General features: G+C 59.2%; 26 protein-coding genes and 1 pseudogene. 13 read left to right on the top strand and 14 right to left on the bottom strand.

The window, feature by feature from the left end; genetic code table 11:
• Positions 1-215: 215 nt before the first annotated feature.
• From OKC31_RS20055 to OKC31_RS20020, 8 genes are all read right to left on the bottom strand, one after another.
• A complete protein-coding gene (locus tag OKC31_RS20055) occupies positions 216-833 on the bottom strand; it encodes a TPM domain-containing protein (protein WP_005337196.1) in 618 nt (205 codons plus the stop codon).
• A 20-nt stretch (positions 834-853) separates the two neighbouring features.
• Positions 854-1,579, bottom strand: coding sequence for a TPM domain-containing protein (locus tag OKC31_RS20050; RefSeq protein ID WP_270657490.1), 726 nt, complete (start codon positions 1,577-1,579; stop codon positions 854-856).
• A complete protein-coding gene (locus OKC31_RS20045; protein WP_005346564.1) occupies positions 1,576-2,166 on the bottom strand; it encodes a LemA family protein in 591 nt (196 codons plus the stop codon). Before OKC31_RS20045 ends, OKC31_RS20050 begins: the two co-directional genes overlap by 4 nt.
• 85 nt (positions 2,167-2,251) lie before the next feature.
• Entirely contained in the window at positions 2,252-2,989 is a 738-nt protein-coding gene (gene mepA / locus OKC31_RS20040; protein ID WP_201906586.1) for a penicillin-insensitive murein endopeptidase, read from the bottom strand.
• A complete protein-coding gene (locus tag OKC31_RS20035) occupies positions 2,983-3,888 on the bottom strand; it encodes an amino acid ABC transporter permease (RefSeq protein WP_019444715.1) in 906 nt (301 codons plus the stop codon). The genes mepA and OKC31_RS20035 overlap by 7 nt, the downstream gene beginning before the upstream one ends.
• Positions 3,888-4,709, bottom strand: coding sequence for a transporter substrate-binding domain-containing protein (locus OKC31_RS20030; RefSeq protein WP_058058418.1), 822 nt, complete (start codon positions 4,707-4,709; stop codon positions 3,888-3,890). The genes OKC31_RS20035 and OKC31_RS20030 overlap by 1 nt, the downstream gene beginning before the upstream one ends.
• 2 nt (positions 4,710-4,711) lie before the next feature.
• Positions 4,712-5,509, bottom strand: coding sequence for an amino acid ABC transporter permease (locus OKC31_RS20025; protein ID WP_216978992.1), 798 nt, complete (start codon positions 5,507-5,509; stop codon positions 4,712-4,714).
• Positions 5,502-6,272 carry an amino acid ABC transporter ATP-binding protein gene (locus tag OKC31_RS20020; protein WP_270657488.1) on the bottom strand — a complete coding sequence of 257 codons (771 nt, stop codon included), beginning with the start codon at positions 6,270-6,272 and terminating at the stop codon, positions 5,502-5,504. The genes OKC31_RS20025 and OKC31_RS20020 overlap by 8 nt, the downstream gene beginning before the upstream one ends.
• Positions 6,273-6,378: 106 nt before the next feature.
• Between OKC31_RS20020 and OKC31_RS20015 the strand changes: the two genes are divergently transcribed.
• Together OKC31_RS20015 and OKC31_RS20010 are read left to right on the top strand one after the other, a co-directional pair.
• Positions 6,379-6,921: a hypothetical protein gene (locus OKC31_RS20015; RefSeq protein ID WP_167567443.1), complete on the top strand. Its 543-nt coding sequence runs from the start codon at positions 6,379-6,381 to the stop codon at positions 6,919-6,921.
• 216 nt (positions 6,922-7,137) lie between these two features.
• Positions 7,138-7,419 carry an RNA recognition motif domain-containing protein gene (locus OKC31_RS20010; RefSeq protein ID WP_005337180.1) on the top strand — a complete coding sequence of 94 codons (282 nt, stop codon included), beginning with the start codon at positions 7,138-7,140 and terminating at the stop codon, positions 7,417-7,419.
• 71 nt (positions 7,420-7,490) lie between these two features.
• Here the strand turns inward: OKC31_RS20010 and OKC31_RS20005 are convergent, their stop codons facing one another.
• A complete protein-coding gene (locus tag OKC31_RS20005; RefSeq protein ID WP_270657486.1) occupies positions 7,491-8,390 on the bottom strand; it encodes an aldo/keto reductase in 900 nt (299 codons plus the stop codon).
• A 147-nt stretch (positions 8,391-8,537) separates the two neighbouring features.
• Between OKC31_RS20005 and OKC31_RS20000 the strand changes: the two genes are divergently transcribed.
• The 3 genes from OKC31_RS20000 to ltaE all read left to right on the top strand — a co-directional run bounded on the left by OKC31_RS20000 (position 8,538) and on the right by ltaE (position 10,866).
• A complete protein-coding gene (locus OKC31_RS20000) occupies positions 8,538-8,945 on the top strand; it encodes a helix-turn-helix domain-containing protein (protein WP_270657485.1) in 408 nt (135 codons plus the stop codon).
• Positions 8,946-9,032: 87 nt separating this feature from the next.
• A complete protein-coding gene (locus OKC31_RS19995; protein WP_129503856.1) occupies positions 9,033-9,734 on the top strand; it encodes an SDR family oxidoreductase in 702 nt (233 codons plus the stop codon).
• Between the two features lie 112 nt (positions 9,735-9,846).
• Positions 9,847-10,866, top strand: a complete 1,020-nt coding sequence (ltaE, locus tag OKC31_RS19990; RefSeq protein WP_144713573.1) for a low-specificity L-threonine aldolase — start codon at positions 9,847-9,849, stop codon at positions 10,864-10,866.
• Between the two features lie 89 nt (positions 10,867-10,955).
• Here ltaE and OKC31_RS19985 read toward each other — a convergent pair whose 3' ends face one another.
• From OKC31_RS19985 to OKC31_RS19975, 3 genes are read right to left on the bottom strand one after another with little or no spacing between them, the layout of a single operon-like run.
• Complete coding sequence (locus OKC31_RS19985; RefSeq protein ID WP_005337175.1) at positions 10,956-11,387, bottom strand: PAS domain-containing protein; 432 nt, start codon at positions 11,385-11,387, stop codon at positions 10,956-10,958.
• 8 nt (positions 11,388-11,395) lie between these two features.
• Entirely contained in the window at positions 11,396-12,418 is a 1,023-nt protein-coding gene (locus OKC31_RS19980; RefSeq protein ID WP_111901339.1) for a response regulator, read from the bottom strand.
• A 54-nt stretch (positions 12,419-12,472) separates the two neighbouring features.
• Positions 12,473-13,411 carry a LysR family transcriptional regulator gene (locus OKC31_RS19975; RefSeq protein ID WP_005337171.1) on the bottom strand — a complete coding sequence of 313 codons (939 nt, stop codon included), beginning with the start codon at positions 13,409-13,411 and terminating at the stop codon, positions 12,473-12,475.
• Positions 13,412-14,272: 861 nt separating this feature from the next.
• Between OKC31_RS19975 and OKC31_RS19970 the strand changes: the two genes are divergently transcribed.
• The 5 genes and pseudogenes from OKC31_RS19970 to OKC31_RS19950 all read left to right on the top strand — a co-directional run bounded on the left by OKC31_RS19970 (position 14,273) and on the right by OKC31_RS19950 (position 20,235).
• Positions 14,273-16,225 carry a putative bifunctional diguanylate cyclase/phosphodiesterase gene (locus tag OKC31_RS19970; RefSeq protein WP_013723827.1) on the top strand — a complete coding sequence of 651 codons (1,953 nt, stop codon included), beginning with the start codon at positions 14,273-14,275 and terminating at the stop codon, positions 16,223-16,225.
• Positions 16,226-16,368: 143 nt separating this feature from the next.
• Positions 16,369-17,934: an AbgT family transporter gene (locus OKC31_RS19965; protein ID WP_040069319.1), complete on the top strand. Its 1,566-nt coding sequence runs from the start codon at positions 16,369-16,371 to the stop codon at positions 17,932-17,934.
• Positions 17,935-18,005: 71 nt separating this feature from the next.
• Positions 18,006-18,731, top strand: a pseudogene (gene nfsA / locus OKC31_RS19960) (oxygen-insensitive NADPH nitroreductase).
• A gap of 191 nt (positions 18,732-18,922) precedes the next feature.
• A complete protein-coding gene (locus OKC31_RS19955; protein ID WP_005337161.1) occupies positions 18,923-19,687 on the top strand; it encodes a hypothetical protein in 765 nt (254 codons plus the stop codon).
• Entirely contained in the window at positions 19,681-20,235 is a 555-nt protein-coding gene (locus OKC31_RS19950; protein WP_270657483.1) for a VOC family protein, read from the top strand. The genes OKC31_RS19955 and OKC31_RS19950 overlap by 7 nt, the downstream gene beginning before the upstream one ends.
• A 145-nt stretch (positions 20,236-20,380) precedes the next feature.
• On the opposite strand, the gene OKC31_RS19945 is transcribed toward OKC31_RS19950, so the two are convergent.
• Positions 20,381-21,604, bottom strand: a complete 1,224-nt coding sequence (locus tag OKC31_RS19945; RefSeq protein ID WP_270657482.1) for an MFS transporter — start codon at positions 21,602-21,604, stop codon at positions 20,381-20,383.
• Positions 21,605-21,699: 95 nt separating this feature from the next.
• Between OKC31_RS19945 and OKC31_RS19940 the strand changes: the two genes are divergently transcribed.
• Both OKC31_RS19940 and OKC31_RS19935 read left to right on the top strand, forming a co-directional pair.
• Positions 21,700-22,575: a LysR family transcriptional regulator gene (locus tag OKC31_RS19940; protein WP_019444700.1), complete on the top strand. Its 876-nt coding sequence runs from the start codon at positions 21,700-21,702 to the stop codon at positions 22,573-22,575.
• 63 nt (positions 22,576-22,638) lie between these two features.
• Positions 22,639-23,595, top strand: coding sequence for a LysR substrate-binding domain-containing protein (locus OKC31_RS19935; RefSeq protein ID WP_270657481.1), 957 nt, complete (start codon positions 22,639-22,641; stop codon positions 23,593-23,595).
• Between the two features lie 81 nt (positions 23,596-23,676).
• Here the strand turns inward: OKC31_RS19935 and ribA are convergent, their stop codons facing one another.
• Positions 23,677-24,270 (bottom strand): GTP cyclohydrolase II, encoded by a 594-nt coding sequence (gene ribA / locus OKC31_RS19930; protein ID WP_005337152.1) that lies wholly within the window; start codon positions 24,268-24,270, stop codon positions 23,677-23,679.
• Positions 24,271-24,518: 248 nt separating this feature from the next.
• On the opposite strand from ribA, the gene cmk reads away from it, so the two are divergent.
• The gene (gene cmk / locus OKC31_RS19925) at positions 24,519-25,211 is read left to right on the top strand and encodes a (d)CMP kinase (RefSeq protein WP_120414083.1); all 693 of its coding nucleotides are present in this window, start codon (positions 24,519-24,521) and stop codon (positions 25,209-25,211) included.
• Positions 25,212-25,242: the final 31 nt, after the last annotated feature.

Raw genomic sequence — 25,242 nt, 5'->3', positions numbered from 1 at the left:
TCGAACCCTCGATACGTTGCCGTATACACACTTTCCAGGCGTGCTCCTTCAGCCACTCGGACACCTCACCAAATTTTCGTTCGCTGCGCTGTTGCGCTGGAACGGGGCGTAATTTAGGGGAAAGGGCTGTGTGGGTCAACCTCTTTTCCCCTTATTTTTCATAATCTTTTCCGAATGCTTAACCCTTGCGCAGAATGCCGGTTTTTTAAACCGGATCAGGGCTTGTCGAGGATGATCAGGCTGTCCGGCAGCTCGTTTTGATCCCGGGTGGCCGGGAAGGCATCGGTCAGAATGGCGCTAACGCGCTCAACGCACTCCAGAAAACCTTGTTCGATCTCCTTGTTGCGCACTCGCGCCACGAAGTCGTCGATGATCTCCTGCCACTGGCCGTTGTCGATATGCTGGGCGATGCCGTCATCCACCAGTATTTCTACATAGTGCTCGGCGGCCGAGACGAAGATCAGCACCCCGAGCCGGTCGCGGGTGCGGTGCAGCCCCTGCTCGACAAATTGCAGGCGAGCCATCAGCGCAGCCCGGTGCTGGCGAACCTTCTTCGGGATGAGCCGCATCTTGATGGGGGTCCAGTGGAACAGCAGGCTCAGCAGCAGCCAGACCGACCACTGCACCAGCAGGATTTCGTACCAGCCGAGCCAGAAGCCGAGCTGGAACACCAGCAGCGGCGTGAGCATCGCCAGCAGCGCCGCCCAGAGGGTGGGAATGTAGCGATAGCCATCGCTGGCCGGGGCCAGCACGGTGACCAGTTCAGCATCAGTCTCTAGCTCCGCTTCGCGCACCTTGGCCTGAAGCGTGTGGAAGAACTGTTTAGAAATCATGATTTGTCTCTTTACTCCTGTTACCAGCCACCGGAGGCTCCGCCGCCGCCAAAACTGCCGCCGCCACCGCTGAATCCGCCGCCAGAGCGACCACCAAAGGAGCCGGCACCCAATCCACCGGCCATGTAGGTCGACCGACGTCGTCCTCCCGGCCCACCGCCACCACCCCCGCGCAGGTTGTGGAGCACGATCATCGCAATCACCACCAGAATAAACAGCCAGGGGCCGCCACCGTTGTCACTCTTTGGCTGCTCGACCGGCTGATATTCTCCGGCGAGTGCCTTCATAATGCTCTGGCTGCCCGTCATGATCCCGGCCACCATATCGCCGCGCTTGAAGGCGGGCAGGATGCGGCCATGGATGATGTTGGCGGCGATGGCGTCGGGCAGGGCGCCTTCCAGCCCATATCCCACCTCGATCCGCACCTTGCGCTCATCCTGGGCGATCAGCAACAACACGCCATTGTTTTTGCCTTTCTGGCCGATCCCCCAGTGGCGACCGAGCTGGTAGCCGTACTCCTCGATGGTCTCCCCATCGAGGCTGTCGACAGAGACCACCACCAGCTGGATGCCGCTGCGCTTTTCAAAGGCGGCCAGCTGTTGGGTCAGTTGATGGGCCTGTTTGCGGGACATCAGACTGGCTTCATCCACCACCCGTCCGCTCAGCGTCGGGAAGTCGGGTGCCGCTTGCAGGGCAGTGGCCCAGAGCAGCAGACAGGGAAGAAACCAGCGCAGCATCATCTTCATTGGAAGCTGACCTTGGGCGCCTCATCGGCACCGGGTTTGGCACTGAAACTGGGTTTGGCCTCCAGATCCGAGTAGAGCAGCTTGGACCAGATAACGCCGGGGAAAGTGCGGATCTCGGTATTGAACTGGCGCACCGCCTCGATATAGTCGCGGCGAGCCACCGAGATGCGGTTCTCGGTTCCTTCCAGCTGTGCCTGCAGGGCAAGGAACTGCTGATCCGCTTTCAGCTCGGGGTAGCGTTCTACCACCACCATCAGGCGGGAGAGGGCGCTGGAGAGCTGGTTCTGCGCCGCTTCAAACTCCTTGAGCTGGGCAGGATCGCTCACCTGTACGCTGCCGACCCGGGCACGGGCATCGGTGACCGCCTTTAGGGTCTCCTGCTCATGGCTGGCGTAGCCCTTGACGGTTGCCACCAGATTGGGAATGAGATCGGCGCGGCGCTGATACTGGTTCTCCACCTGCCCCCAGCTTGCTTTAACCTGCTCATCCAGGGTCGGAATGTTGTTCATGCCGCAGCCGGTCAGGCCGAGCAGCAGGGTCAGGGTCAACAGGCTCTGCGTGGTTCTGCGCCAGAGTGATGTGGCCATCTTGTTGTTCTCCTTTGGTATTTCGAGTCGATAGTGCGCCATGGATGGTGCACGACCAAGAGTGCACCACCATACCAGCTTGGGGTCAGTTGCCACAACGCGCAGGTAGCTCAGGTCGCTTGTTGATGCCGGATACCTTGGGCAGCTGGGGCTTGTCTTTTAGCCAGGATGCCAGCTCTTCCCCACAGCCATTGCCGGGCGGAATGGGAGCCTGGGGTTCACAATCGGGGCTGTCCACCGGGCAGCGCAGCCGCACGTGGAAGTGGCTGAAGTGGCCCACCCAGGGGCGTAGCTTGGCGACCCAGGGTTCGTTACCAGCCTGTTGGCAGACCGCGGATTTGATCACCGGATTGACGAAGATGCGGGCCACTTCGGGTTTGCTGGCCGCAAGCCGCAGCAGGGTGAGCTGCTGGGGGCCAAAGCGACCCGGTAACATCTTGTAGCTGGGTTCGTCGATCAGTGCCCACTCCTTGGGGGCATCCTGCTCCCACTTGCTGATGGGGCGGTTGGCCATGCGAAACCAGATATCGGCATCAAGGCCAGTCTGGTGGCTGCGATGGCCGGAGGTAAAGGGGCCGCCACGGGCCATCGCCAGATCGGCGATATAGAGATCCGGCAGCCCGGCCATGCGGGTCTGGTTGGCCAGCGCTTGCAGATAGTGGATGAGGTCGGGGTGGCCGTAGTAGCGCAGCCGTTTGGTGCGGATCACCTGATAACCCGGCCCTTCAAGGGGCAGGGATACGCCGTTTTTCAGGCAACCGGCGGCATAACCGCCGATGGCTTCCGCTTGCAATACAGTCGCCAGCAACAGGGACGTCAGCATGTGCGTGCTCCTTGTCTTGCTTCGAGTCGGCTCAGCAATACGAACAGACTCAAACATATAAATAAATAGGCCGCGGCCACCAGCAGCCAGATCTCGTAGACCAGTCCGCTGGAGTTGGCCATCTCGGTGCCGACGAAGGTGAGCTCCTGCACCGAGATAAGGGAAACGATGGCGGTATCTTTCACCAGCGCAATGAGCTGGCCGGTGAGGGGGGGGAGCATCAGCAGCATGGCCTGCGGCAGGATCACATGGCGCAGCCGCACCCAGGGGGAGAGCCCGAGGCTCTGCGCCGCCTCCCACTGGCCACGGGGGATGGCGGCCAGCCCGGCGCGGACGATCTCGGCGACGAAGGCTGCGCTGATCATGCCAACGCAGAGGGTGCCTGAGATGAGGTTCTCCCAGCGGGCAGGTGGGCCAAACAGCGCCTCTTGCCACGGGGAGAGTGATACGGTGCCGAGCCAGCGGGAGAGGCCGCTCGCAGGCAGCAGCTGGTTGGCGATAAAGAAGTAGAAGATGAAGATAAAGACCAGCGGCGGCAGATTGCGGATCAGCTGGATAAACAGGGTCGCTGGCATCACCAGCCAGGGGCGGCGGCTGAAGGCGGCTACCCCCAGCGCAGTACCGAGCAGCAGCGCCAGTACCATGCCGAGCAGGGCGATGCGCAAGGTGGTGAGCAGACCGCTGAAAAAGTAGGGCAACTCGCCGTGAGGGCCAGGGGTGAACAGCAGATCGAAGGCCTCATGCCAGCGCCACTGATAGGCTACCCCGATGTGCAAGCGGCTGGCCAGCCAGAGGCCAGCCAGCAGCAGGATCAGGGCGATCGCCCCATCCAGCCAGTTGATGTTCCGACATGGCTTCCGGACGATGCGCCGGATGGTCTGTTTGAGGGCCATCAGCATCAGGGATTGGCGACCTGCGCTTCCCACGCCAGCGACTTGAACCAGTAGTCATGGCGCGCCTTGAGCCAGCCATCGGCCTGACGGGCGGCGATCCACTCGTTGAACTGTTCAGCCAGGGCATCATCCCCCTTGCGCAGGGCAAAGCCTTCATCGCCTTGTGCCAACGGCTCGGCAAACGGCATAAAGAGGGCATCCGGGTGGCGCAGCGCCTCTTGCTCGGGTTTCGGGGAAGAGGAGAGGGCGCCGTGGGCGCGGCCGTTCAGCACCTCCTGAAATACCTGTGACTCGTCATCAAACTGGCGCAGGGTGGCCTTGGGGAAGTGTTCTTTTGCCACCTGTACCGGTGAGGCACCACGACGTACCGCCAGGATCACCCCGCGCTGGTTGAAGTCCGCCACGGTTTTCTTCTCTTTGGCCAGGGTGCTGGAGGCGGCCAGCTGCACCCCCGAATGGGAGTAGGCCTGGGTGAAGCGCACGCTCTTCTCCCGCTCGGGGGTGATGGTGAGGCCGCCGATGATGACGTCATATTTTTTCGCCAACAGGGAGGGGATGATGCCATCCCAGGCGGTAGGCACGAACTCTACCTGCCAGCCGTTATCTGTGGCGAGGCGACGGGCCACGTCAATCTCGAAACCGATCAGCGCCCCTTGCTTGTCGCGCATCGCCCAGGGGGCGAAGGTGGACATGCCGACCCGCAGGGTACCGCTCTGCTCGATCTGCGCCTGGGTGTCGGAGGGGGCAGTTTGTGCCAGTGCCGGAGTGAGCAGGCTTGCCAGCAGCAGGGCAGCGCCCGACAGGGTGGTCTTGAATGACAGATTCATGGTTAGCGTCCTTGTTGATCCGGATTCAGGTGACGGGCCAGCGCCCGCGAACAGGCTGACAGCGTCAGGGTTAACAGCAAATAGAGGGCAGCTACGGTAAACCACACCTCAAAGGTCAGAAACGTATCGGCAACCAGAGTACGCCCTTCGTTGGTCAGATCGAAGATGGCGATCACACTCACCAGCGCCGAATGTTTGATAAGGGAGACCAGCTCGTTGGTCAGCGGCGGCAAGGTGATGCGCACCAGCTGGGGCAGGATCACCTTGCGCAGGGTGATGGTTCGCGACAAGCCAAGCGACTGAGCTGCCTCCCACTGTCCTTTGGGAATGGCCTGTACACCTGCACGCAGCACTTCGGCGGTGAAGGCCCCCTGATAGAGGGAGAGGCTCAACACGGCGCAGGCAAGGGGGGCCAATCCCAGCATGGGGCCCAGCAAGAAATAGAGAATATAGAGCTGCACCAACTGGGGCGTGGTGCGCACCAGCGCCAGATAGGCGATGGCGAGCCAGGGGCCGAGCCTGGAGGGAAGCAGCCGCAGGCTGACCACGCACACCCCGACCGCCAGAGTGCCCAACAGGCTGAGCAGCGCCACCTGCAAAGTGACCAGCAGGCCGTTTAGCAGGGGGCCGGCATAAAAGGTCCCCTCATCCCACTCGCCGAGAAAGGGCAACACCCGCGGCCACTGCCACTCATAGCCCATCTGGCGAGCGCCGCTATAGAGCGCCCAGCCCAGTAGCGCAGAGAGCATCACAGTGCCTGACAACCAGCCAAGCAGGCGGGGACGATTGAGCCTAGCCATGATAGCTGAGCACCTGTTCGAGGAAGGCCCGGGTGCGCGGGTGCCGGGGGGCGTTGAACAGCTGGGCGGGCGGGGCAGACTCGATAATCTTCCCTTCATCCATAAAGAGCACCCGATCCGCCACCTGACGGGCAAAGCCCATCTCGTGGGTAACGCAGATCAGGGTCATCCCCTCGTCAGCCAGCTCGCGGATCACATCGAGCACTTCGCGGATCATCTCGGGGTCGAGGGCGGAGGTGGGCTCGTCAAACAGCATCAGCTCGGGTTGCATGCAGAGGGAGCGGGCGATGGCGACCCGCTGCTGCTGGCCGCCGGAGAGCTGGTGTGGGTACTTGTCGGCCTGTGCCTGAATGCGCACCCGCTCGAGCAGCCCGAGCGCCCGGGCTTTGGCCTCCTGAGGGCGCAACCCCAGGGTATGCACCGGCGCCACCATCAGGTTCTCCAGCACCGTCATATGGGGGAAGAGGTTGAACTGCTGAAACACCATGCCGACCCGACCTTGCAGGCGACGCAAGTAGGCGGGGGTTACCGGCTCGCCAAACAGGAACAGCTGGCCGCCGTCGATCTCCTCCAGCCCGTTGATGGTGCGGATCAGGGTCGATTTTCCCGAGCCTGACGGGCCACAGATGACCCACTTCTCTCCCCGTTCAATGGTGAGATCGATGTGATGAAGAGCCTGAAAGTCGCCATAGAATTTGTCGACGCCACAAAAGCGCACACAGGGTTGCGAGCTGGTCAAGAAGCGGGTCCCACTGAGAATCATTTACGCCATGGTATTGATTTTATAGGGGGATGACAAAGAAAACCCCCTTGTCAGCATCCTGATGGCTATTCACAATGGCGCCATTTCGTGATGACAGGAGCTTTTCATGCGTATTACATCCTTGCTTGCCGGTTCCCAGGTGCAGCTGTTGATGCCGCCAGCGGTTCGCTATCGCTGCGTCATTTTTCTGCTGTTGCTGGTGAGTTGGGGCGTGGTGGCGGCCTCCTTGTGGGATGGCTGGGGCGCCATGGCGCTGCTCAACTGGGTGGGCCTGGTCTTTGGTGGCATCACCGGGATCATGGTGTCGCTGCCCCGCAGCTGGCAGCCCTGGCGCCTGGCGGAGCTGGGGTGGGATGAACAGCATATCTATTTGCTCAATGGCAACAAGGATGAGGCGCTGGCGCTGCCCCGCAGCCAGCTGGTGGCGCTCGAACGAGAGCGGCGAGTGGGCCACGACGGCCAGTGGCTCGACTTCAGCCTCGATCTGCAACTGAGTGAAGAGGAGCTGGCGGCGGCCATGGCCTTGCTGGATCTCAAGGCGGGGGAGCTGCATCTGGTGAGCCCGTCGGTCTATCGCTTCGGCTTTAAACGGGCCTGGCACGGTCGCCGGATGCTGGCGCAACGGTTGTCAGATCTGCAATCGGCCTGAGTCGACTATTTTCTCGACAATTCCCGGCAAAGCTCAGATACTGCCAGTGACTCGAATTGATCTTGTCTGCACTGTTAACCCAAGAGATCAATCACTTGACGATAGTGTGGAGAAGGCCACGGCATGAAGCCATGGCAGGTCCGGCATAGGGGTTGTGCCCTTACCGTTATGCTGGGAATTGCATAGAGAAGGCACCTTGAATCGAGAGTGGATGGCATGAAGATTTACGTAGGAAATCTGTCGTACCGGATGACGGCCGACGAACTGAAAACCCTGTTCAGCCAGTTTGGACAGGTCGACAAGGTTGATATCATCATCGACCGCGATACCGGCCAGTCAAAGGGGTTTGGTTTTATTGAAATGCCGGTCAATGGTGATGCCGAAAAGGCCATCGCTGGTCTGCATGGCACTGAGGTCGGTGGCCGTACCATCACCGTCAACCAGGCCAAACCGAAGACAGATGCTCCCCGTGGTCGCCCGCAACAGCGCCACCGCTAAGGTGCCTCGGCAATAAAAAAACGGCATGGGTTTCCCCCATGCCGTTTTTGTTTCTGGATGTTTTGCTGTGATCAGGGGACGTCGTAACCGAGCGCCGCCTTGCGGATGCGGAACCACTGCTGGCGATTGAGGACGATGGATTCGGCGGCCACGGCGGCAGCAATCCGCTCCCGTTTGCCGGAGCCAATCAATGGCAGCGGCTGGCTTGGCAGCATCATTACCCAGGCGTAGACCACCTGCTCGATAGTCTGGGCGCCCACTTCCTGACGGATCTGCTCCAGTTCGGCACGCAGCGGGGCATAGGCGTCATCGCTGAACAGTCGGCCGCCGCCAAGACATGACCAGGCCATCGGCTTGATGCCAAGCTGCTGGCACTGATCCAGGGTACCATCGAGGGTCCCTTCCTGATGAAGCGGCGAGATTTCCAGCTGGTTAGTGACCAGCGGGAAGGGGAGGCGCGATTGCAGTAGCTCGAACTGACGGGCGGTGAAGTTGGATACCCCGGCGTGCTTGATCTTGCCCGCCTGTTTCAGGGTGATAAAGGCGTCGGCCACTTCATCTGCGTTCATCAGGGGATCCGGGCGGTGGATCAGCAGCAGGTCCAGATGGTCGGTGCCGAGCTTGCGCAGCGAGGCCTCGGCGCTGGCGATGATATGGTCCTTGCCGGTGTTGTAGTGGTTGAGAGCATGCTCCGGCTTGGCGGTGAGGGCGATACCGCACTTGGTGACGATCTCCATCCGGCTGCGCAGGGAAGGCTCGAGGCGCAGGGCGTGACCAAAGGCCTCTTCGCACTGGTAGCCACCATAGATATCGGCGTGATCGATGGTGGTGACCCCCAGATCCAGATGATATTTCATCCGATCGAGCAGAGCGGCCGGAGAGAGCTGCCACTCCATCAGGCGCCAGTAACCCATGATGAGGCGAGAGAAGGTGGGGCCTTGCGGATGCAGGGCGACACGGGATACAGACATGGTTGACTCCTTGAAAAACACGATGCGAAAACGATGTGCAACATAGATGACTGCGGGCATCTTGGCCTCATGTGGCTGGCAAAGCAATAATGGGCAATGGCATGATTCGAACTTTGGTTCTGATCGCAGAGTAGGAGAGAGAGTTGGATGGAAGGATTTGCCGAGCGCTTGCAGAGCCTGATCGGGGAGATGAGCGTGAGCGCGTTTGCCCGCAAGGTGGGGCTCAGTGAAGCGCTGATCCGCAAATATTTGAAGGGAGCCGAGCCTGGCCTGGCGCGGGCCAACCAGATCGCCATGGGGGCCAACTGCTCGCTGGAGTGGCTGGCAACCGGCTGCGGTTATCTCTACCGTCAGGCGGAAGTGGTAGACAGGGAGGCGCTGGCAGCGGCGCAGCTACTGCTGGGCGAGCAGCAACCCGGGGTGGGGCTGCCCGATGAGGAGGCACTGGTCACCCTGCTTGCCTATTACCAGTTTTTGCGCACCCACAAGACAGCGGACGGTTTTCTCGACTTGGCGCTGGCGCGGGAGTTTGGTCGCCATCTGGGGGAAGCGTGATGAGGGGCATATTACCCTTTGGTCGTGTCACGGCCGGTTGATTATTCTGATACGCTCTAAGCAAGAGAACTCTCCATGGAATGGGCGATGAGCTACTTGATCCTCGGAAGTGGTGCGCTGGGCTCGGCGCTGGCAAGAGAGCTGATGGCAAGGGGGGAGTCCTTCCTTCTTGCCGGGCGAACCTATCCAAAAGGGATCGAGATGGGGGCTTTCTTCCCGCTGCAAGAGGTGGACGCCATCTCGTTCGACGCCCTGTTTACCCTCTACGACACCGATCCGCTTCCCACTGTGGTGATCAACACCATCGGCCTGTTGCACGATGTCAGCTTTATGCCAGAGCGGCGGGTCGAAGAGGTGCACCCCAAGTGGCTGTGCGACAGCCTGCTGGCCAATGCCTGGCCAACACTGGCGCTGGCTGCCCGTTTCAGTCGGTTGATGGGCAATGACCATCCGCTGTGGCTCTGTGCCATCTCCGATCTGGCGGGCTCCATCACCTCCAATCTGGAGGGGGGACGTTACAGCTACCGGATGAGCAAGGCGGCCCTCGACATGGGGGTGAAAACGCTGGCTCTCGAGTGGGCGCAACGTTTCTCGCAAGCGGGGGTGGTGGCGGTGGCGCCCGGCTTGATGGACTCCCCGATGAACACCCCCTTTCTGAGCGAGTTGCCTGCGGAGCAATTGCAGGAGCCTGCCGAGGTGGCGGTGAAACTGCTCAATCTCATCAAGGGGTTATCGTTGACCCAATCGGGTCAGCTACTGGATCTCAACGGTCAGCCGCTGCCTTGGTAAATCCCGCCTGCGGGTTCTATGGACGTCTATTGGCTTCACATTCTGCTCATGCGCCCCTTGCCAAGCGAGGGGCGCATAGCTAACGTCACTCTCCTGTTTCAGGAGGGATCTCATGCGCTATATCGATTTACGAAGTGACACCGTCACCCAGCCTACTGACGCCATGCGTCAAGCCATGCTCCACGCCGAAGTCGGTGACGATGTCTATGGTGAAGATCCGGGCGTCAACGCGCTGGAGGCCTTTGGGGCCAGATTGCTGGGCAAACAGGCGGCGCTGTTTGTGCCGTCCGGCACCATGTCCAATCTGTTGGCGGTGATGAGCCACTGTCAGCGCGGTGAGGGGGCCATCCTCGGCAACGCCGCTCACATCTATCGCTATGAAGCGCAGGGGAGTGCCGTGCTGGGCTCCGTAGCCCTGCAACCCTTGCCGATGCAGCGCGATGGCACGCTGGCATTCGATGATATCAAGGCTGCGCTGGCCCCTGATGATGCCCACTTCGTCCAGACTCGCTTGATCTGCCTTGAGAACACCCACAACGGCAAGGTGCTGCCGCTCTCCTATCTGCAGGAGATGGGGGCATTCGTTGCCGAGCGCGGCTTGAAGCTTCATCTCGATGGCGCCCGGCTCTTTAACGCCGCCGTGGCCAGCGAGACCCCGGTCGGGGTGATCGCTGCACCGTTTGACAGTATCTCGATTTGTCTCTCCAAGGGGTTGGGGGCACCGGTGGGTTCGCTGCTGGTGGGCAGCCACGATTTCATCGCCCGTGCGCGCCGCCTACGCAAGATGCTGGGGGGTGGCATGCGTCAGGCGGGGATTCTGGCGCAAGCCGGTCTGTTTGCCCTCGAGCAGCATGTGACCCGTCTGGCCGATGATCACCGCCGTGCCAAACGGCTGGCCGAAGGGTTGGCGGCACTGCCGGGCATCGAGCTCGACCTCTCGCTGGTGCAGAGCAACATGGTGTTCCTGCGGCTGCATGAGGGAGAATCGGCCCCTCTGCTCGCTTTTATGAAGGAGCGGGGGATCCTCTTCTCCGGTTACGGCGAGCTGCGGCTGGTGACCCATCTGCAAATCAACGATGACGATATTGAAGAGGTGATCGACGCCTTCACCGAGTATCTCGGAGCCCGTTGAGACGGCTGGTCAGGTAGAGGTTATACCAAGACCTGTTCATACCGAAATAACAGAGGGCGCTGCGGCGCCCTCTGTTATTTGCTGCAAGCTCAAGCCTGCCGCTGGCCGCTCATCAGCATGGCCTCATCGGTGGCATCGTAGATCATCACCGCGATGTGGGTCACCTGACCGCCGAAATCGGCCAGTGGCACCAGGGTCAGGTTCTGGAACATGTGGGGGGCCGAGCCGGTAATGGGGCGGTAGTTGGAGAAACGCAGCAGATAGGGCTTCTGCTCCCAGGTGCTGAAGGCGCGGTTGTTGAGTTTGAAGACCATGTTGGCCTTGCGTTCGAACCAGGCTCTGTCCACATCGGGGAAGAGCTCGAACAGTACGCCATCGCGCACGTCACTGGCCAGTCGGCCGCTGTGGCTCTCCATAAAGCCGTTCCACACCTGTACCTTGTACTCCTTGTCGAGCACTACCAGGCCTACGTCCAGGTTCTGGACTATGTTCATCAACCAATGAAATTCACGGATTTCCATAGTCACTCCTAGAGCATGTGCATGATTTTGTTGTTCATGGTGGCGATGGAATCTTCGGTAAACAGCAGCAGCAGATCACACTGCACCGCGTAATCCTGGATCCGGTAGTTGATCTCGATGGCGAGCGTGCGGCGCCAGCGGCTCTTGTTGGTGTTGATCAGCTCGTTGATGGGTCTGTGTTGGCCGAGCACCACCGGGTGGCCCTGACTGAAGGGGGTGTCGAGCTGGTTGGCGTAGCCGCGCAGGAAGGCGCCGATCAGCACGTTGGCGGTATCCATCAACAGCTCCAGTTCGGCGGTGCGATCCAGCGTCCCCTGATGGTTCATCAGCTTGGCCAAATCTTTGAAGCTGGAGTCATGGAACAGGATCAGCGCTTCACCGGCGATCCCCGCTCCGATAAACCCCTGACAGACGGCGGAGAGGGTATCTGAATCCGCAGCGGCCGAGAGGGCCATATGCAACTCTGATACTTCCAGCACGTTGACGTTGGGGATAGGCAGTACCACGAAGGCGTTGAGCAGACGAGCCAGCAAGTCGGCTGCCTGACCCATGGAGACGTTGGCCAGCTCCTGATAGACATCGCGGATTTCGGGGGTGATCTTGACGCCAGCATCGGCTACCACGCCGCTTGTCAGCTGCTCGGGGGCGCTTGGTTGACCGCTCGGGGCGGCACTCCAGAAATCATGCTTTTTGAGCAGGGCGAGCAGGGTTTCTGGGGCGGCGGGTTTCTTGATGAAATCGAGCGCCCCCAGCCCCATGACCCGTTGATAGGCCTCTGGTTGGATATCCCCGGAGACCACGATCACCTTGTTGCGTAGACCCTCCCGTTGGAGGGTCTCCAGCACGCCGTAACCGTCCATCTCCGGCATGGTCAGATCGAGGAAGATGAGATCGCCATGACCCATCAGCACCTGTTCGATCCCTTCGAGACCATTGGCTGCGTAGTGCAAATCGACTTTCCAGTCGGCCGGGAGCGCCCGCGCCAGCTGTTTGCGGGCGAACCCGGAGTCATCACATATCAATACATTCATGGCGTTAGGCAGGCTCTGTTGGCAAGGGATGCTATAAGTGTGGCCCGCTAACGGTCAGATGCAATGGGTGAGGCTATCACCTTGTGAAAATTGGTTGTCCCACTGCCGATTGCGATAGCGTGCTGAGTATTTTTCAACAAATTCAACGAACATCTTAACACGCAACGGAGCGAACTGGTGCTGGCAACACAACATGTAGAAGGGGCGATTGCCGGTTTGCCAGTCGGTCAGTACCGGCACCAGCTGCTCGTCATGGAGGAAGCTGCTCAGATAGTGCAGCGGGGCATTGACGATCCCCAGATGACGCCGGGCTGCACGTACCGCGGCCTGGGTCTGGTTGACGGTCAGTTTGGCGCTGCGTTTGATGCAGACGCTCTGGCCATCCTTGTCGGTCAGCTGCCAGTGCTGGTGAGGCCAGCAGTAGATGAGATCATGCTCTTCCAGCTGGTTGGGATGGGAGGGAGTGCCCTTCTTGGTCAAATAGAGTGGTGAGGCAAACAGGCCGTACTCGATATGACCGAGACAGATCGCATTGGGCAGCGACTGGGGCAGCTCACCGTTGAAGAACACCAGATCCCGATCATTGTCGAACAGGTGCTGGTGATCATTGGTCTGGGTGATATCGAACTGTACCTCGGGATAGTGCAGCCCGAATTCGGCCAGCATATCGATGAGGATGGTGTTGGAGAGTGCGATCGGCGCAGCTATCCGGATAAGCCCGGTGATGTCGGCCTCTTGACCCTGGATCTCGCTGGTGGCCTGCTCGATTTGTGCGAGTGGCGTGCAGAGACGTTCGTAGTATCTGAGGCCATCATCGGTAAGGCGGAGCTTGCGGGTAGAGCGATGTAGCAGGGAGCAACCCAGTTGCTCTTCCAGCTGGGAAATGCGTCGACTGATGGTGCCTGTTGGCATGCCCAGTGCGGCTGCAGCGTGGGAGAATCCTCCCTCTTGCACCACCTTGACGAACAGGTAGAACTCTTCGATGTGCTTCATAAACGCTGTTCTGGGTGTAACAAGGGGGCAACCATAAAAAGAGCGTTCCGGGTTGGCAAGGGTAATTCAGCGTTTAATTGATCTGGATTCGATTTCTGTTGATACCAGTTATCCACCCGCCCGTCATCTCAGTTTCCCCGAGCTGGTGATTATTTCGGCACGATGCCAAATGGTACTGTGGCAGTGATGTTTGCCATATTCCCTGATTTGTTCCGCTATAACCGCAGGCGAAGGCCGATATTGCAACCTGATGGAAGGGCGCCGGGTTGCTCTGCGTACTCAGCTAGGGTGGTTTGCCATCTACAGCCAATGTGATGCAGATCATATATTCGGGTTTTGCTCATTGCCTGTTGAAAAATGAATTTGGGGTATATCAATTCCGCCTTAGTGAACTATTTTTGTCCGTTTTGGCGTTTTTTTGGCTGTTTATCCATCCGCTTGGTTAATTAATGGAAGCTTTGTGACAGAGAGTGATGACTATTTCCACCATTGATTTAAATGTTAATAACAAATTTATCGCAGCAAATATGCAATTGCGCTTTCAAGGTCTCGAGTGGATAGCTCTTAGTGCTTGTTTTTACTGGGGAAAAAAGTTAAAAATCGACTATCTGATTTGCTTGGATTAACAGGGTCCTTGGCTGAGTCCTTTGTAGTATTGCCGTGCAGGCTGCCCTGTTGTTGATATCTGAAATAGTTTTGTCCGCTCTTGGCTATGTGAAAAGGGATAATGGCCGAGAGGTATTTGCACCTTGCATTCTGCAGCTAGCGGTTTGCCAGATCTGTTTTCCGGTTAACCAGTGACCATCCAGCATGAATGACCTTGACCAGATGAATACGCTTGACGAACGGTTACTGAAGACGATGGATGTTCTGCATACCCCGATCTGGGTTTATGACATCGAGCATCACCATATTTTCTGGGCAAACAGCGCCGCGCTCTCCGTGTGGGAGGCGACGTCTCTCGACGAACTCTGCTCCCGCGACTTCTCTGCCGATATGGCAACCGCCATCGATCTGCTGCTACAGCGCTATCTGGGTGATTTTCAGCAGGGGCGCAGTTACAACGAGTGGTGGACCCTCTCCCCAAAGGGGGTCAAGAAGCAGATCTATCTGCGCCTCTCCGGTATTCAACTGGCTGGCCGGCTGATGATGATGACCGAAGCGGTGCTCGACTCCGATACCCTCTATCAGGAGTCCTCGCTGGCAACCGGCGATACCCTTGCCTGCCTGTTCGATAGCCATGGTGTGTTCGAGAGTGGCAACTATCACTTCGAAATGTGTTTCGGCCACCAGATCGCCAAGCTCTCCCAGGTTTTCTCCGGCAATGATGACAGCTTCTACCAGAAGCTCTCCCGTCTCGATGAAGTGGTGACCGAGGGGGAGTGCCGTACCCTCAAGGGGATGCGCTGGTTCCAGTATCAGTTCCGCTATATCCAGCAGGGGGCCCGCATTCTGCTCACCATGCGGGATATTACCGATCGCAAACTCGAAGAGCTGGAGCATCGCCACCTCGCCTGGCACGACTCCCTGACCGGCCTGCTCAATCGGTATGGCTTGATGAAATCCCTTGAGGCCTATTGCGGGCTGGGGGAGCGTTTCGCGCTGGTGTTCATGGATCTGGACAACTTCAAGCTGGTCAACGACAACTACGGCCACAAGGCGGGAGATCGCCTGCTGGAGCGGGTCGCCGGTCGCCTCAAACAGATTTGCCCGCGGGATGTGGAGCTGGCTCGCCTCGGTGGCGATGAATTCACCGCACTGGTGCCGCTGGGCAATCAGGGGGATCGGGCGCAAGAGGTGGCCGATCAGATGCTCTCCCAGATGACCAAGCCGCTGCAACTGAGCGGGCTGCCGGAGGTGACCATCGGCGGCAGTATCGGTATCGCCATCTATCCCGATGATGCGGATGACGGGGACAACCTCATCACCCGTGCCGACATGGCCATGTATCAGGCCAAGCAGATGGGGCGGCTGCGCTGGCAGCGTTTCACCCCCAGCATGCAGCAGACCCTGCAGCGCAAGCTCAATCTCAAACAGTTTCTGGCCAAGGCCATCGGCCGCCAGGAGCTGAGCCTCTGTTACCAGCCGCAGGTCGATGCCGCCAAACGGCGTCTGATCGGTTACGAGGCGCTGCTGCGCTGGTACAACCCGGTGCTCGGCCATGTCTCGCCGGTGGAATTTATCCCGCTGGCCGAAGAGATGGGGCTGATCCGCGAGATCGGCAGCTGGGTGCTCTCCACCGCGCTGGCACAGGTCGCCAGCTGGCAGAAGCGCTTCCATCAGCGGGTGCCGGTCTCCGTCAACCTCTCCGGTTTCCAGCTCTCGTCGGCGCTGCCCGGGCAAGTTCGCCAGCAGCTGGAGCTGCACGGGGTGGATGCCTCCCTGTTGACGCTGGAGCTGACCGAAACCGTGCTGATGCTCGATATGAAGGGGTGCCTCGGCATTCTCGATGATTTGAGCGAGCAGGGGATCAAGATTGCCATCGATGATTTCGGTACCGGCTACTCCTCGCTGGCCTATCTCAACCGGTTGCCGATCAACAACATCAAGCTGGATCGCTCCTTCGTGGTCGGTCTCAACTTGCCAGTGATCCGGGCGACTGCGGCCATGGCCACCAATCTGGGGTTGGGGATCATGGCGGAAGGGGTGGAGGAGCCTCACGAGCTGGCCGCCCTGCAGACCCAGGGGTGCCATGTGTTCCAGGGATATCTGTTCAGCAAGCCGCTGACAGTGGCGCAAGTCGAGGCGAGCGGTTTTGTGGTGGAGTGCCAGGTCGGGCGTTATCCACTGCTAGATGCCGTGATGGCAGAGTAACAAGTGTGCGTTAGGCCACAACTTGGGATTTTATTCCGCAATATTTAATCAAAATTAATCATTCTTTTGCGATCAGTCATGAGACGGATTGGCAGGAATTGCTAGCATGCGACCTCGTTTCTAGGGAAAGGAGTATCGCAATAATGAGTCATGCTGCTGTCAATGACCGTCCGGCCAGCCCTCCCAAAGGTTGGCTGAACCGTTTCCTCAATGGCGTCGAGAAAGCCGGGAACAAATTACCCGACCCCGCCATGCTGTTCCTCTACGCCTTGCTGATCGTCTGGGTCGGCTCCTGGGTGTTGTCACAATTCCAGTTTGATCTGGTCAATCCCCGTACCGGGGAGGCGGTAGTGGTCAACAACCTGCTGACCGGTGCCGGTCTGGCCGAGTTTCTCTCCACCATGGTGACCACCTTTACCGGCTTTGCCCCGCTCGGGATCGTGCTGGTGGCCATGCTCGGGGTCGGGGTGGCCGAGCAGTCCGGTTTTATCAATACCGGTCTGAAAAAGTTGCTGAAAGTGACGCCTGCCCGTTTTCTCACTCCCATGCTGATCCTGGTGGCGATCGTCAGCCACACCGCCGCAGATGCGGGTTATGTGCTGGTGATCCCCATCGGTGGCATCATCTTCCACGCTGCCGGACGCCATCCGCTGGCGGGGATCGCCGCTGCCTTTGCCGGTGTCTCCGGCGGTTTTGCCGCCAACTTCCTGCCCTCCGGCGGGGATGCGCTGCTGCAGGGTTTTACCCAGTCCGCCGCTCAGTTGCTCGATCCTGACTACATGGTCAACACCCTGTGCAACATTATCTTTACCGGTGCCTCTTCGTTGCTGATCATCTGCGTCGGCTGGTTCGTCACCGAAAAGGTGGTGGAGCCGCGCCTCAAGCATGTGGCGCTCAACGAGGATCTGGAGAGTGCCGACGAGATGGGGCGCTACAGCGCGCAAGAGAGCCGGGCCTTCAACTGGGCCGGGTTTGCCATGCTGGCGGCTATCGTGCTGCTGGCGCTGGCGCTCTCCCCGAGCGATTCACCGCTGCGTGCTGCCGATGGCTCCCTGACCACCTTCGCCGCACCGGTGATGAAGTCCATAGTGCCGCTCATTTTCCTGCTCTTTATCCTGCCCGGGATTGTCTACGGCTTTGTCGCAGGCAGCTTCAAGAGTGGCAAGGATGTGATCGATGCAATGTCGGCCACCATGAACAAGATGGGCTCCTACATGGTGATGGCCTTCTTCTGCGCGCTCTTTATCAAGGCGTTTGGCGACTCCAACCTGGGCACCCTGCTGGCCCTCTCCGGTGCCGAAGTGCTCCATGCGCTGGCGCTGCCCGGTGAAGTGACCATCGTCGGGATGATCCTGCTCACCGCCACCGTCAATCTGGTAGTCGGCTCGGCCTCCGCCAAGTGGGCGCTGATCAGCCCGATCCTGGTGCCCATGTTGATGGCGGTGGGGATCTCCCCCGAGCTGACCCAGGCGGCCTATCGGGTCGGTGATTCTGCTTCCAATATCATCACCCCGCTGATGGTCTTCTTCCCGCTGGTGGTGGTCTATTGCCAGCAGTATGTGAAGAGCACCGGGATCGGTACCCTGGTCTCCATGATGCTGCCCTACTCGCTTGCCTTCCTGGTGAGCTGGACGATTTTCCTGCTGCTCTACTGGGCGCTCGGCTTCCCGCTCGGCTTGCAAGCCCCTTACGTCTATCCGGCCCCTTAAGCTGGGTGTGCGAGGGAGTCTTGGGCTCCCTCGTTTTTTTCGCTATGGTGTTACCTCATTTTGGAGGTGCCATGAATCAGACCATCGATCTTATCCTTTCCCATCGCTCCATTCGTCAGTTCACTGCCGAGCCGATCGCCCCGCAGCAGCTGGATGTCATTCTCGCCGCCGCCCAGTCCGCCTCAACCTCGAGCTTTTTGCAGGTGACCAGTATTGTGCGAGTCTGCGAGCCCGAGGCGCGTCAGCAGTTGGCAATGCTGGCGGGCAATCAACCCTATGTGGTGCAGGCGGCCGAGTTTCTGGTGTTCTGCGCCTATTACCACCGCCACACCCAGATCGTGCCCGAGGCCCAGACCGGCTATGCGGAGCAGTTGCTGATCGGAGCCATCGACGGCGCCCTGATGGCGCAAAACGCCTTGCTGGCGGCGTAGTCGCTGGGGCTGGGCGGGGTCTATATCGGCGGCATTCGCAACCATCCGGCCGAGGTGAGCGAACTGCTCGGCTTGCCCCATCAGGTGATCCCGCTGTTTGGCCTCTGCCTTGGTCATCCTGCCCAGCAGCCGGAACAGAAACCCCGTCTGCCCAGGGGATTGGTGGTGCATCAGGAGCGCTACCAGCACGAGCTGGATCGCGACCTGCTGGCCCGGTACGATCAGCAAATCGCGGACTACTATCAGGCTCGCAGCAGCAACAACAAACAGCAGACCTGGAGCGGCCAGATCCGCGCCATTCTGGGCAAGGAGTCCCGCCCTTTCATGCTGGGATTCCTGCAATCGCGGGGCTTTAACCTCAAGTAATGGCTCTGATGGGCGATACTATGGGGAGGTGACCGTCATGGTCATCATCCCCTGATCCTGCAATCTCTCCCTGAGACCGGGGGCACAGCTTGGTGACAAATCGTGGGCAAGGGGGGATCTGCAGGCTACCTTAAGTGGGTAAGCTGTTGTAGGATCACGCAATTGGATAGGAACAGGGGTTTGGACATCCTATGATTTTAACTTTGGTATTGCTGTCTATTGGCGCACTCCTGTTTTTGGTTATCGCCTATAACGTGGTGCAGCAATATAAGCAGAAGGCAGAGGCGGACAAGCGTCACGCCGTTGCCAGACACAAGACGGTGGCTGACGAGACCGAAGAGGTGTTGCTGAACGTCAATCTGGTGCCTTTCTCCAAGAACATGGTGTTGCTGTTGCAGCACCGGATCCTCGATGCCTATCGCGCCATCGCCCAGGTGATGCCGAACAATCAGATCAAGCAGCGCATCGTTGATGTACAGACCCAGATCAAGAATGTGCAGGAGAACTACAGCGTGCAGGATGAGGGTCAGTTCAAGACCCCGGAGTCCGATCGTCAGGCGATCCAGATGCTGCAGCTGGTCAAGAAGATGCGGGCCGTGCTGCGAGTCGAGCACAACAAGGGCAAGATTGACCCTCAGGGATTTGCCCAGGAAGAGCGCCGCCTCGAGCTGATGCAGCTCAAGATCAACATCTCCAATCTGGTCAAGCGGGCGATGGATGCCCGCATTCAGGGCCAATATGGTACTTGCCGCCAGCTCTATACCAAGGGTCTGTCGGCCATGGCGAGCGTGGGCGACAAGGATCCCTATCTGCTGGCCCGTGAAGAAGATATGCGTCAGGGGCTCAAGGAGCTTGAAGAGCTGCAGCAGCAAAATAGCGCGCAGGATCTGCAAAACATCAAGGACAAGGAAGCCGACGAGCTCGATGTCCTGTTTCAACCCAAGAAGAAATGGTAAGCATGTCTCATCCACTCGATTCCACACTGGGGCCAATGGCCCCATTTGTTTCTCAGCTGTTGGCCGAACTGGCCGCCACTGGCGTCACAATTTCACAGCTAACAGTCGATCACCTCTGTTATCGGGCGGCTACCCTGCAGGAGTACCGCGCGCTATGTGCTGTGCTGGCTGAGGCGGGCTCCTTGCTGGTGGAGGGGATGATTGGCGGACGTCCCATCGCCACTTATCAGTTGCATCAGCCTCTGTTGGCTGGTGAGGTACAGGTACCCTGTATCGAGCTGGCTGCACCGAAACCGGGTCGCGTCCATCAGGCTGGGCTGGAACATATCGAGCTGGTGGTCGCTTCACTGCAAGATCTGGTAGTGCGCTATCCCGAGCAGCCATTCAAAACCGGCAACATGCAGGATACCCGCAACCCCGATATTGGCCTGATGTTGCCTTCCGGCCAGATCAAGTTTCACCTGCGCCCGCTGGCTGAGGTGATCGCCGAAGAGGTGGCGACCGGTGCTGTGGTCGCGGTGCCTGCGGATTATTTCGATCAGGAGTGATCCTGTGCTCAATGCGGTGCGAGCCTGACAGGCTCTTGAATAACGCAGCAAAAGGGGTCACCGGTGTGACCCCTTTTGCTATCTGGTGACGCTTGGTGGCGAGAGCGCTATCTGCTCGTGGGTGACCCTGTTTGCGCTGAGCCCGTTACCCGTGTCGGTGGGGTTGCTGGGCAGGCAGTGGCGATTGGCTTCGCTGCTTGAGACGGCCGAGCCAGAGGCTCAAGCCCGCCGTCAGGATGAGGACCAGTTCAATCCCCATGACCAGACCGCCCAGCTCACCATGCTCCCAGAAGGGGTGCAGGTAAAGTCCCCCCAGACTCGCCCCCAGATAGTAGGCCACCAGATAGAGGGAGGAGGCGAGGGCCCGGTTGTGTTCGACATGATGGCCCACCCAGGCACTGGCGCAGGCGTGTGCCAGGAAAAAACCGAAGCTGGAGACCAGCAAGCCACTCAGGATCCCGAGCAGGCTAGCTTGCAGCAGCCACAGACTGCCGAGGGCCATCAGGGCGATCCCGACCAGCAGCATGCGTTGTGCCCCCCAGCGGTTGGCAAAGCGGCCGCTCAGTGAGGAGGCCACCGTCCCCGAGAGATAGGTGAGAAACAGCATGCCGAGCCACTGGGTGGGCAAGGAGAAAGGAGGCTTTGCCAGCAGGAAGGTGAGATAACTGAACTGGTTCAGAAACACCATAAAGTTGAGCCCGCCGATAAGGTAAGCCCCTACCAGCAAGGGATTGGTCAAGTGTTGCTGCAAGGCGCGGGCAAATTGACCGCGAACGGGGGCGCTCGCCACAAAGCGGGTCTGGTGGGGCAGCAGCCAGAAGACCAGCGGCAGCAGTGACAGGCTGATCACTCCGATCCCCAGAAAGGTATGCTGCCAGTCGCCAAACCAGCCCGCCAACAGACCGCCGACCACCCGACCGGCAATGCCACCGAGGGAGTTGGCGGCAATATAAACCCCCACCGCCGAGAGCAGCGCCCGTTTACTGAACTCTTCCCCCATATAGGCAATCGCAGTGGCTGGTAACCCGGCCAGCAGCGCGCCCTGCAGGATACGCAGCAGCAGCAGGGAGCCAAACTGCTCAACCAGCGAGATTAACAGTGAGAGCAGGATCGCCAGGGTGAGGGTACCCAGCATGACCTGCCGACGGCCATGGCGATCCGCCAGTCTGGCGCAGATCAGCAGGGAGGCGGCGAGGCCAGCAGTGCATCCTGCCAGGGTCCAGCTGGCCGAGAGGGAGTTGACCGAGAAGACCTCGGCGATCAGGGGCAACAGGGGATGGGTCTGGTAGAGGTTCAGAAACACCAGAAAAGATCCCAGGCTGAGGGCCAGGGTTGCACGTATCCACTCGCGACTTCCAACTTCAATCATTGCGTATTGTCCTGACTACTTTTGGTCAGGGTAGAGTCCTTGCGGTTATAAATATAATATATTTAAGTTATCCATCTTATAAGATGAATTGATACATGGATCTGAAACAGCTCACCTATCTGCTGGCGGTCAGGGATGCCGGCTCATTTACCAAGGCAGCCAACAGTCTGCATGTGGCACAGCCGGCCATCAGCATGGCCATCGCCAAGCTGGAGCAGCAGCTCGAATTGCGGCTGTTTGATCGACAGGACCGGGCGGTACGGCTCACCCCGGAGGGAGAGGTGCTATGTCGCCATGCCGAGCGTCTGTTGCTGCAGATGCATCAGGCCGAGGCCGAGATGGCCGAGCTCAAGGGGCTGGAGCGGGGGGAAGTGCGGATCGGGATCCCCTATATGATGGGCTCCTACTATTTCCCCCCTCGTCTGATGGCCTTCAAGCATCGCTATCCCGGCCTCAAGATCCGGGTCGAAGAGGCCGGCACCCGTGAGCTGCTCAGTCGGATGGTGGATGGCTCCCTCGATCTGGCCATTCTCATCACCAGTGATCTGCCCCCCGCCATCGAGGGAGCGCATCTGCTGAGTGAAGAGATGTTGATGGTGGTGGGGGACGATCACCCCTTGCGTGGCGCATCGGCCGTCACCCTCTCTCAGTTTTTCGCTCAGGAGCTGGCGCTGTTTCGCCGTGGTTTCTACCACCGGGAGCATATGGAGGCGCTGGCCCAGAGCCTGGGCGTTGAACCCGATATCGCCTTCGAGAGCAATCTTATCCCTCTGCTCAAGGCGGTGGTGCGGCAAGGCTTTGCGGTGACCACCTTCTTGCGGATGGTGCTGGAAGAGGAGCCGGATCTGAGTGGCGTACCTTTCGACCCGCCCATCTACCTAGACCTCTGTGTGGCGTGGCGGCGTGGTGATCCGCTCTCCATGGCCAACCGTGCCTTGCGCGATTTTCTACTTAAGGATCGCCCGGCCTGATGGCGGCGGGCCATTGCTGAAAGTTTGTTACTATTAACGGTGGGTTCGCTTGAGGGCTACACCATGAAATTGCAGCAATTGCGCTATATCGTCGAGGTGGCCAACCACAGGCTGAATCTGTCGGCCACCGCCGAGAGCCTCTTTACCTCCCAGCCCGGGATCAGCAAACAGGTGCGGATGCTGGAGGATGAGCTGGGGATCCAGATCTTCGAGCGCAGCGGCAAACACCTGACCCAAATCACCCCCATAGGTCGTGATGTGATCAAAGTGGCCGCCGAGGTGTTGGACAAGGTCGCCACCATCAAGGTAATGGCCAGGCAGCATGTGCATCCGGAGCAGGGAACCCTCACCATTGCGGCTACTCATCTGCAAGCCCGTTATATTCTGCCCGCCATCCTCAAGGGTTTTATGGCCCGCTTTCCCAAAGTTGCCGTGACGGTGATGCAAGGGAGTGCGGCGCAGTGCCGCGTAGCCGTGCATGATGGCGCTGCCGATCTGCTGCTGGCGGATGAACCGGAGGATGGGAGCGATCTGCTCATGCTCCCCTCTTTTCAGTGGCAACGGGGCTTGGTGCTACCCAAGGATCATCCGTTGGCCAAAGCAACCTCGCTGACCTCGGCTGAGCTGGTGGAGTTTGCGCTGGTGACTGACGGAAGGGCTCTCTCCACAGCTCATGGCACTGATTGCGCTCATGCCGAGAGCCGGATCGCCTGCTGTGCGAGCGACAGCGATGTGCTCAAGACCTATGTCAGACAAGGGATGGGCATCGGGGTGATGGCAACTTTTGCTTGGGAGCCCCAGCGCGATGGGGATCTGGTGCTCAAAACGGCGCCCTGGCTACCAGGCGGTGTGGCCACTATCGGGTTGCGCAGAGGGGCATTTTTATGCGGCTATCTCTACGATCTGATTGAACGTCTCGCGCCGCAATTGACCCGCGAGCGGGTCGAACAATACTGTGCTGCCCGCACTGGCGAAGAGCTTGAAGAACTGTTGGCCAATCTGACCGTGCCACTTAGATAGCTTGGGTTGATGTGTGGTCATCCCAAGAAAAACGCCTCCCAATGGGAGGCGTTTGACTATCTGGCATTCGTCAATGCAGGATCATTTTTTGAGCATATGATCCAGCTTGTTGGCCTTGGTCGACAGATAGAACTCGTTGTGGGGATTGCGTCCTTCCTGCAACGGAACCCGTTCGGCCACCGGAATACCGAAGGATTCCATCGCTTTCATCTTGCGCGGGTTGTTGGTCATCAGTTTGAGAGACTTGACCTCAAGCTGCTTGAGCATATCGGCGCAGATGGTGTAGTCGCGCATATCGGCGGCGAAACCAAGGGCTACGTTGGCCTCCACGGTATCGGCCCCCTGATCCTGCAGGTGATAGGCGCGGATCTTGTTGAGCAAGCCGATGCCACGGCCCTCTTGACGCACATACAGCAACACGCCACGACCGGCTTTGGCGATATTCTCCATGGCCGCCTGCAACTGGAAACCGCAGTCACAACGCAGGCTGAACAGGGCGTCGCCGGTCAGGCACTCTGAGTGGATCCGGCCCAGCACGGGCTCTTCACCGGTAATGTCGCCCATCACCAGTGCGGCGTGATCTTTGCCTGTGCCGGTTTCCTGAAAACCTACCAGCGTGAAGGTGCCCCAGGGGGTTGGCAATTTGGATTTGGCCACGAGGGTAACGCTGCTCATAGGTTGCTCCTTACTACTAACGGCTCAAAAAAGGGGGCCAGTTTAGCGCGCCTTGTCAGGAACGACCATAAGAACAAGTCCCTGCATTGCTTAATGAAATCTCCAAATGAGATACAAGCACTGCTGCCCGTCGAGGTTTTGGCTCTTTGTGCGGATTGATGACTGCCAGGCTCACCACATTCGGGTATAATCGGCGCCCATTAACCCACCCCTTCGGGATGGGAGCAACACAGTGCAGGAGAGAAGTTATGCCTCAGATGGCCCCCGTAATGACAATTGATGGCCCCAGTGGTGCAGGTAAAGGCACCTTGTGTCAACTGCTTGCTGAGAAGCTGGGTTGGCACTTGCTGGACTCGGGCGCCATCTATCGGGTGTTGTCCCTGGCCGCCCTGCATCACGATGTAGAGCTGGACAATGAAGCCTCACTGGTGCCTCTGGCTGCCAATCTGGATGTGCAATTTCAGGTAGAAGGCGATTTGGTCAAGGTGATCTTGGAAGGGGAAGATGTCTCCCGCACCATCCGCACCGAAGAAGTGGGTAATGCTGCCAGTAAAATCGCTGCCTTCCCCCGGGTGCGCGAAGCCTTGCTGCGCCGTCAGCGTGCATTTCGTCAGGCCCCGGGTCTGATTGCCGATGGTCGTGACATGGGCACAGTGGTTTTCCCCGAGGCCGAGGTGAAGATTTTCCTCGACGCCAGTGCCGAAGAACGGGCCCAGCGTCGCTATAAGCAGTTGCAAGATAAGGGCTTTGATGTTAACTTTGAGCGTCTTTTAACCGAGATTCGGGAACGTGACGATCGCGACAGAAATCGCGCTACTGCACCCCTGAAACCGGCAGAAGATGCTCTGGTGGTAGACTCTACCGCTATGACCATAGATGAAGTGCTGGCAACAGTACTCGCCTATGCAGAGCAACAACTTGGTGATGCCAGCGCAAGCTGACATCCGGTCGTCTGCACCAAGGATGGCGCAG

The sequence above is a fragment of the Aeromonas sp. Y293-4 genome (genome assembly GCF_027705905.1).
GTDB classification, from domain to species: Bacteria; Pseudomonadota; Gammaproteobacteria; order Enterobacterales; family Aeromonadaceae; genus Aeromonas; species Aeromonas veronii.
Note: the sequence above shows the minus strand (reverse complement) of the source record. Positions and strands in the feature narration are given on the sequence as shown.

Excerpts from the sequence above, each read along its gene's own strand:
- OKC31_RS20010 (WP_005337180.1), top strand. The coding sequence starts at position 7,138 with ATGAAGATTTACGTAGGAAATCTGTCGTACCGGATGACGGCCGACGAA.
- OKC31_RS20015 (WP_167567443.1), top strand. The coding sequence starts at position 6,379 with ATGCGTATTACATCCTTGCTTGCCGGTTCCCAGGTGCAGCTGTTGATG.
- ltaE (WP_144713573.1), top strand. The coding sequence starts at position 9,847 with ATGCGCTATATCGATTTACGAAGTGACACCGTCACCCAGCCTACTGAC.
- OKC31_RS20020 (WP_270657488.1), bottom strand. The coding sequence starts at position 6,272 with ATGATTCTCAGTGGGACCCGCTTCTTGACCAGCTCGCAACCCTGTGTG.
- ribA (WP_005337152.1), bottom strand. The coding sequence starts at position 24,270 with ATGAGCAGCGTTACCCTCGTGGCCAAATCCAAATTGCCAACCCCCTGG.
- OKC31_RS19935 (WP_270657481.1), top strand. The coding sequence starts at position 22,639 with ATGAAATTGCAGCAATTGCGCTATATCGTCGAGGTGGCCAACCACAGG.
- OKC31_RS19950 (WP_270657483.1), top strand. The coding sequence starts at position 19,681 with ATGGTAAGCATGTCTCATCCACTCGATTCCACACTGGGGCCAATGGCC.
- OKC31_RS19940 (WP_019444700.1), top strand. The coding sequence starts at position 21,700 with ATGGATCTGAAACAGCTCACCTATCTGCTGGCGGTCAGGGATGCCGGC.
- OKC31_RS19975 (WP_005337171.1), bottom strand. The coding sequence starts at position 13,411 with ATGAAGCACATCGAAGAGTTCTACCTGTTCGTCAAGGTGGTGCAAGAG.
- OKC31_RS19985 (WP_005337175.1), bottom strand. The coding sequence starts at position 11,387 with ATGGAAATCCGTGAATTTCATTGGTTGATGAACATAGTCCAGAACCTG.
- OKC31_RS19955 (WP_005337161.1), top strand. The coding sequence starts at position 18,923 with ATGATTTTAACTTTGGTATTGCTGTCTATTGGCGCACTCCTGTTTTTG.
- cmk (WP_120414083.1), top strand. The coding sequence starts at position 24,519 with ATGCCTCAGATGGCCCCCGTAATGACAATTGATGGCCCCAGTGGTGCA.
- OKC31_RS20005 (WP_270657486.1), bottom strand. The coding sequence starts at position 8,390 with ATGTCTGTATCCCGTGTCGCCCTGCATCCGCAAGGCCCCACCTTCTCT.
- OKC31_RS20035 (WP_019444715.1), bottom strand. The coding sequence starts at position 3,888 with ATGCTGATGGCCCTCAAACAGACCATCCGGCGCATCGTCCGGAAGCCA.
- OKC31_RS20030 (WP_058058418.1), bottom strand. The coding sequence starts at position 4,709 with ATGAATCTGTCATTCAAGACCACCCTGTCGGGCGCTGCCCTGCTGCTG.
- OKC31_RS20025 (WP_216978992.1), bottom strand. The coding sequence starts at position 5,509 with ATGGCTAGGCTCAATCGTCCCCGCCTGCTTGGCTGGTTGTCAGGCACT.
- OKC31_RS19965 (WP_040069319.1), top strand. The coding sequence starts at position 16,369 with ATGAGTCATGCTGCTGTCAATGACCGTCCGGCCAGCCCTCCCAAAGGT.
- OKC31_RS20050 (WP_270657490.1), bottom strand. The coding sequence starts at position 1,579 with ATGAAGATGATGCTGCGCTGGTTTCTTCCCTGTCTGCTGCTCTGGGCC.
- OKC31_RS19995 (WP_129503856.1), top strand. The coding sequence starts at position 9,033 with ATGAGCTACTTGATCCTCGGAAGTGGTGCGCTGGGCTCGGCGCTGGCA.
- OKC31_RS19980 (WP_111901339.1), bottom strand. The coding sequence starts at position 12,418 with ATGAATGTATTGATATGTGATGACTCCGGGTTCGCCCGCAAACAGCTG.
- OKC31_RS20055 (WP_005337196.1), bottom strand. The coding sequence starts at position 833 with ATGATTTCTAAACAGTTCTTCCACACGCTTCAGGCCAAGGTGCGCGAA.
- OKC31_RS19945 (WP_270657482.1), bottom strand. The coding sequence starts at position 21,604 with ATGATTGAAGTTGGAAGTCGCGAGTGGATACGTGCAACCCTGGCCCTC.
- mepA (WP_201906586.1), bottom strand. The coding sequence starts at position 2,989 with ATGCTGACGTCCCTGTTGCTGGCGACTGTATTGCAAGCGGAAGCCATC.
- OKC31_RS19970 (WP_013723827.1), top strand. The coding sequence starts at position 14,273 with ATGGATGTTCTGCATACCCCGATCTGGGTTTATGACATCGAGCATCAC.
- OKC31_RS20045 (WP_005346564.1), bottom strand. The coding sequence starts at position 2,166 with ATGGCCACATCACTCTGGCGCAGAACCACGCAGAGCCTGTTGACCCTG.
- OKC31_RS20000 (WP_270657485.1), top strand. The coding sequence starts at position 8,538 with ATGGAAGGATTTGCCGAGCGCTTGCAGAGCCTGATCGGGGAGATGAGC.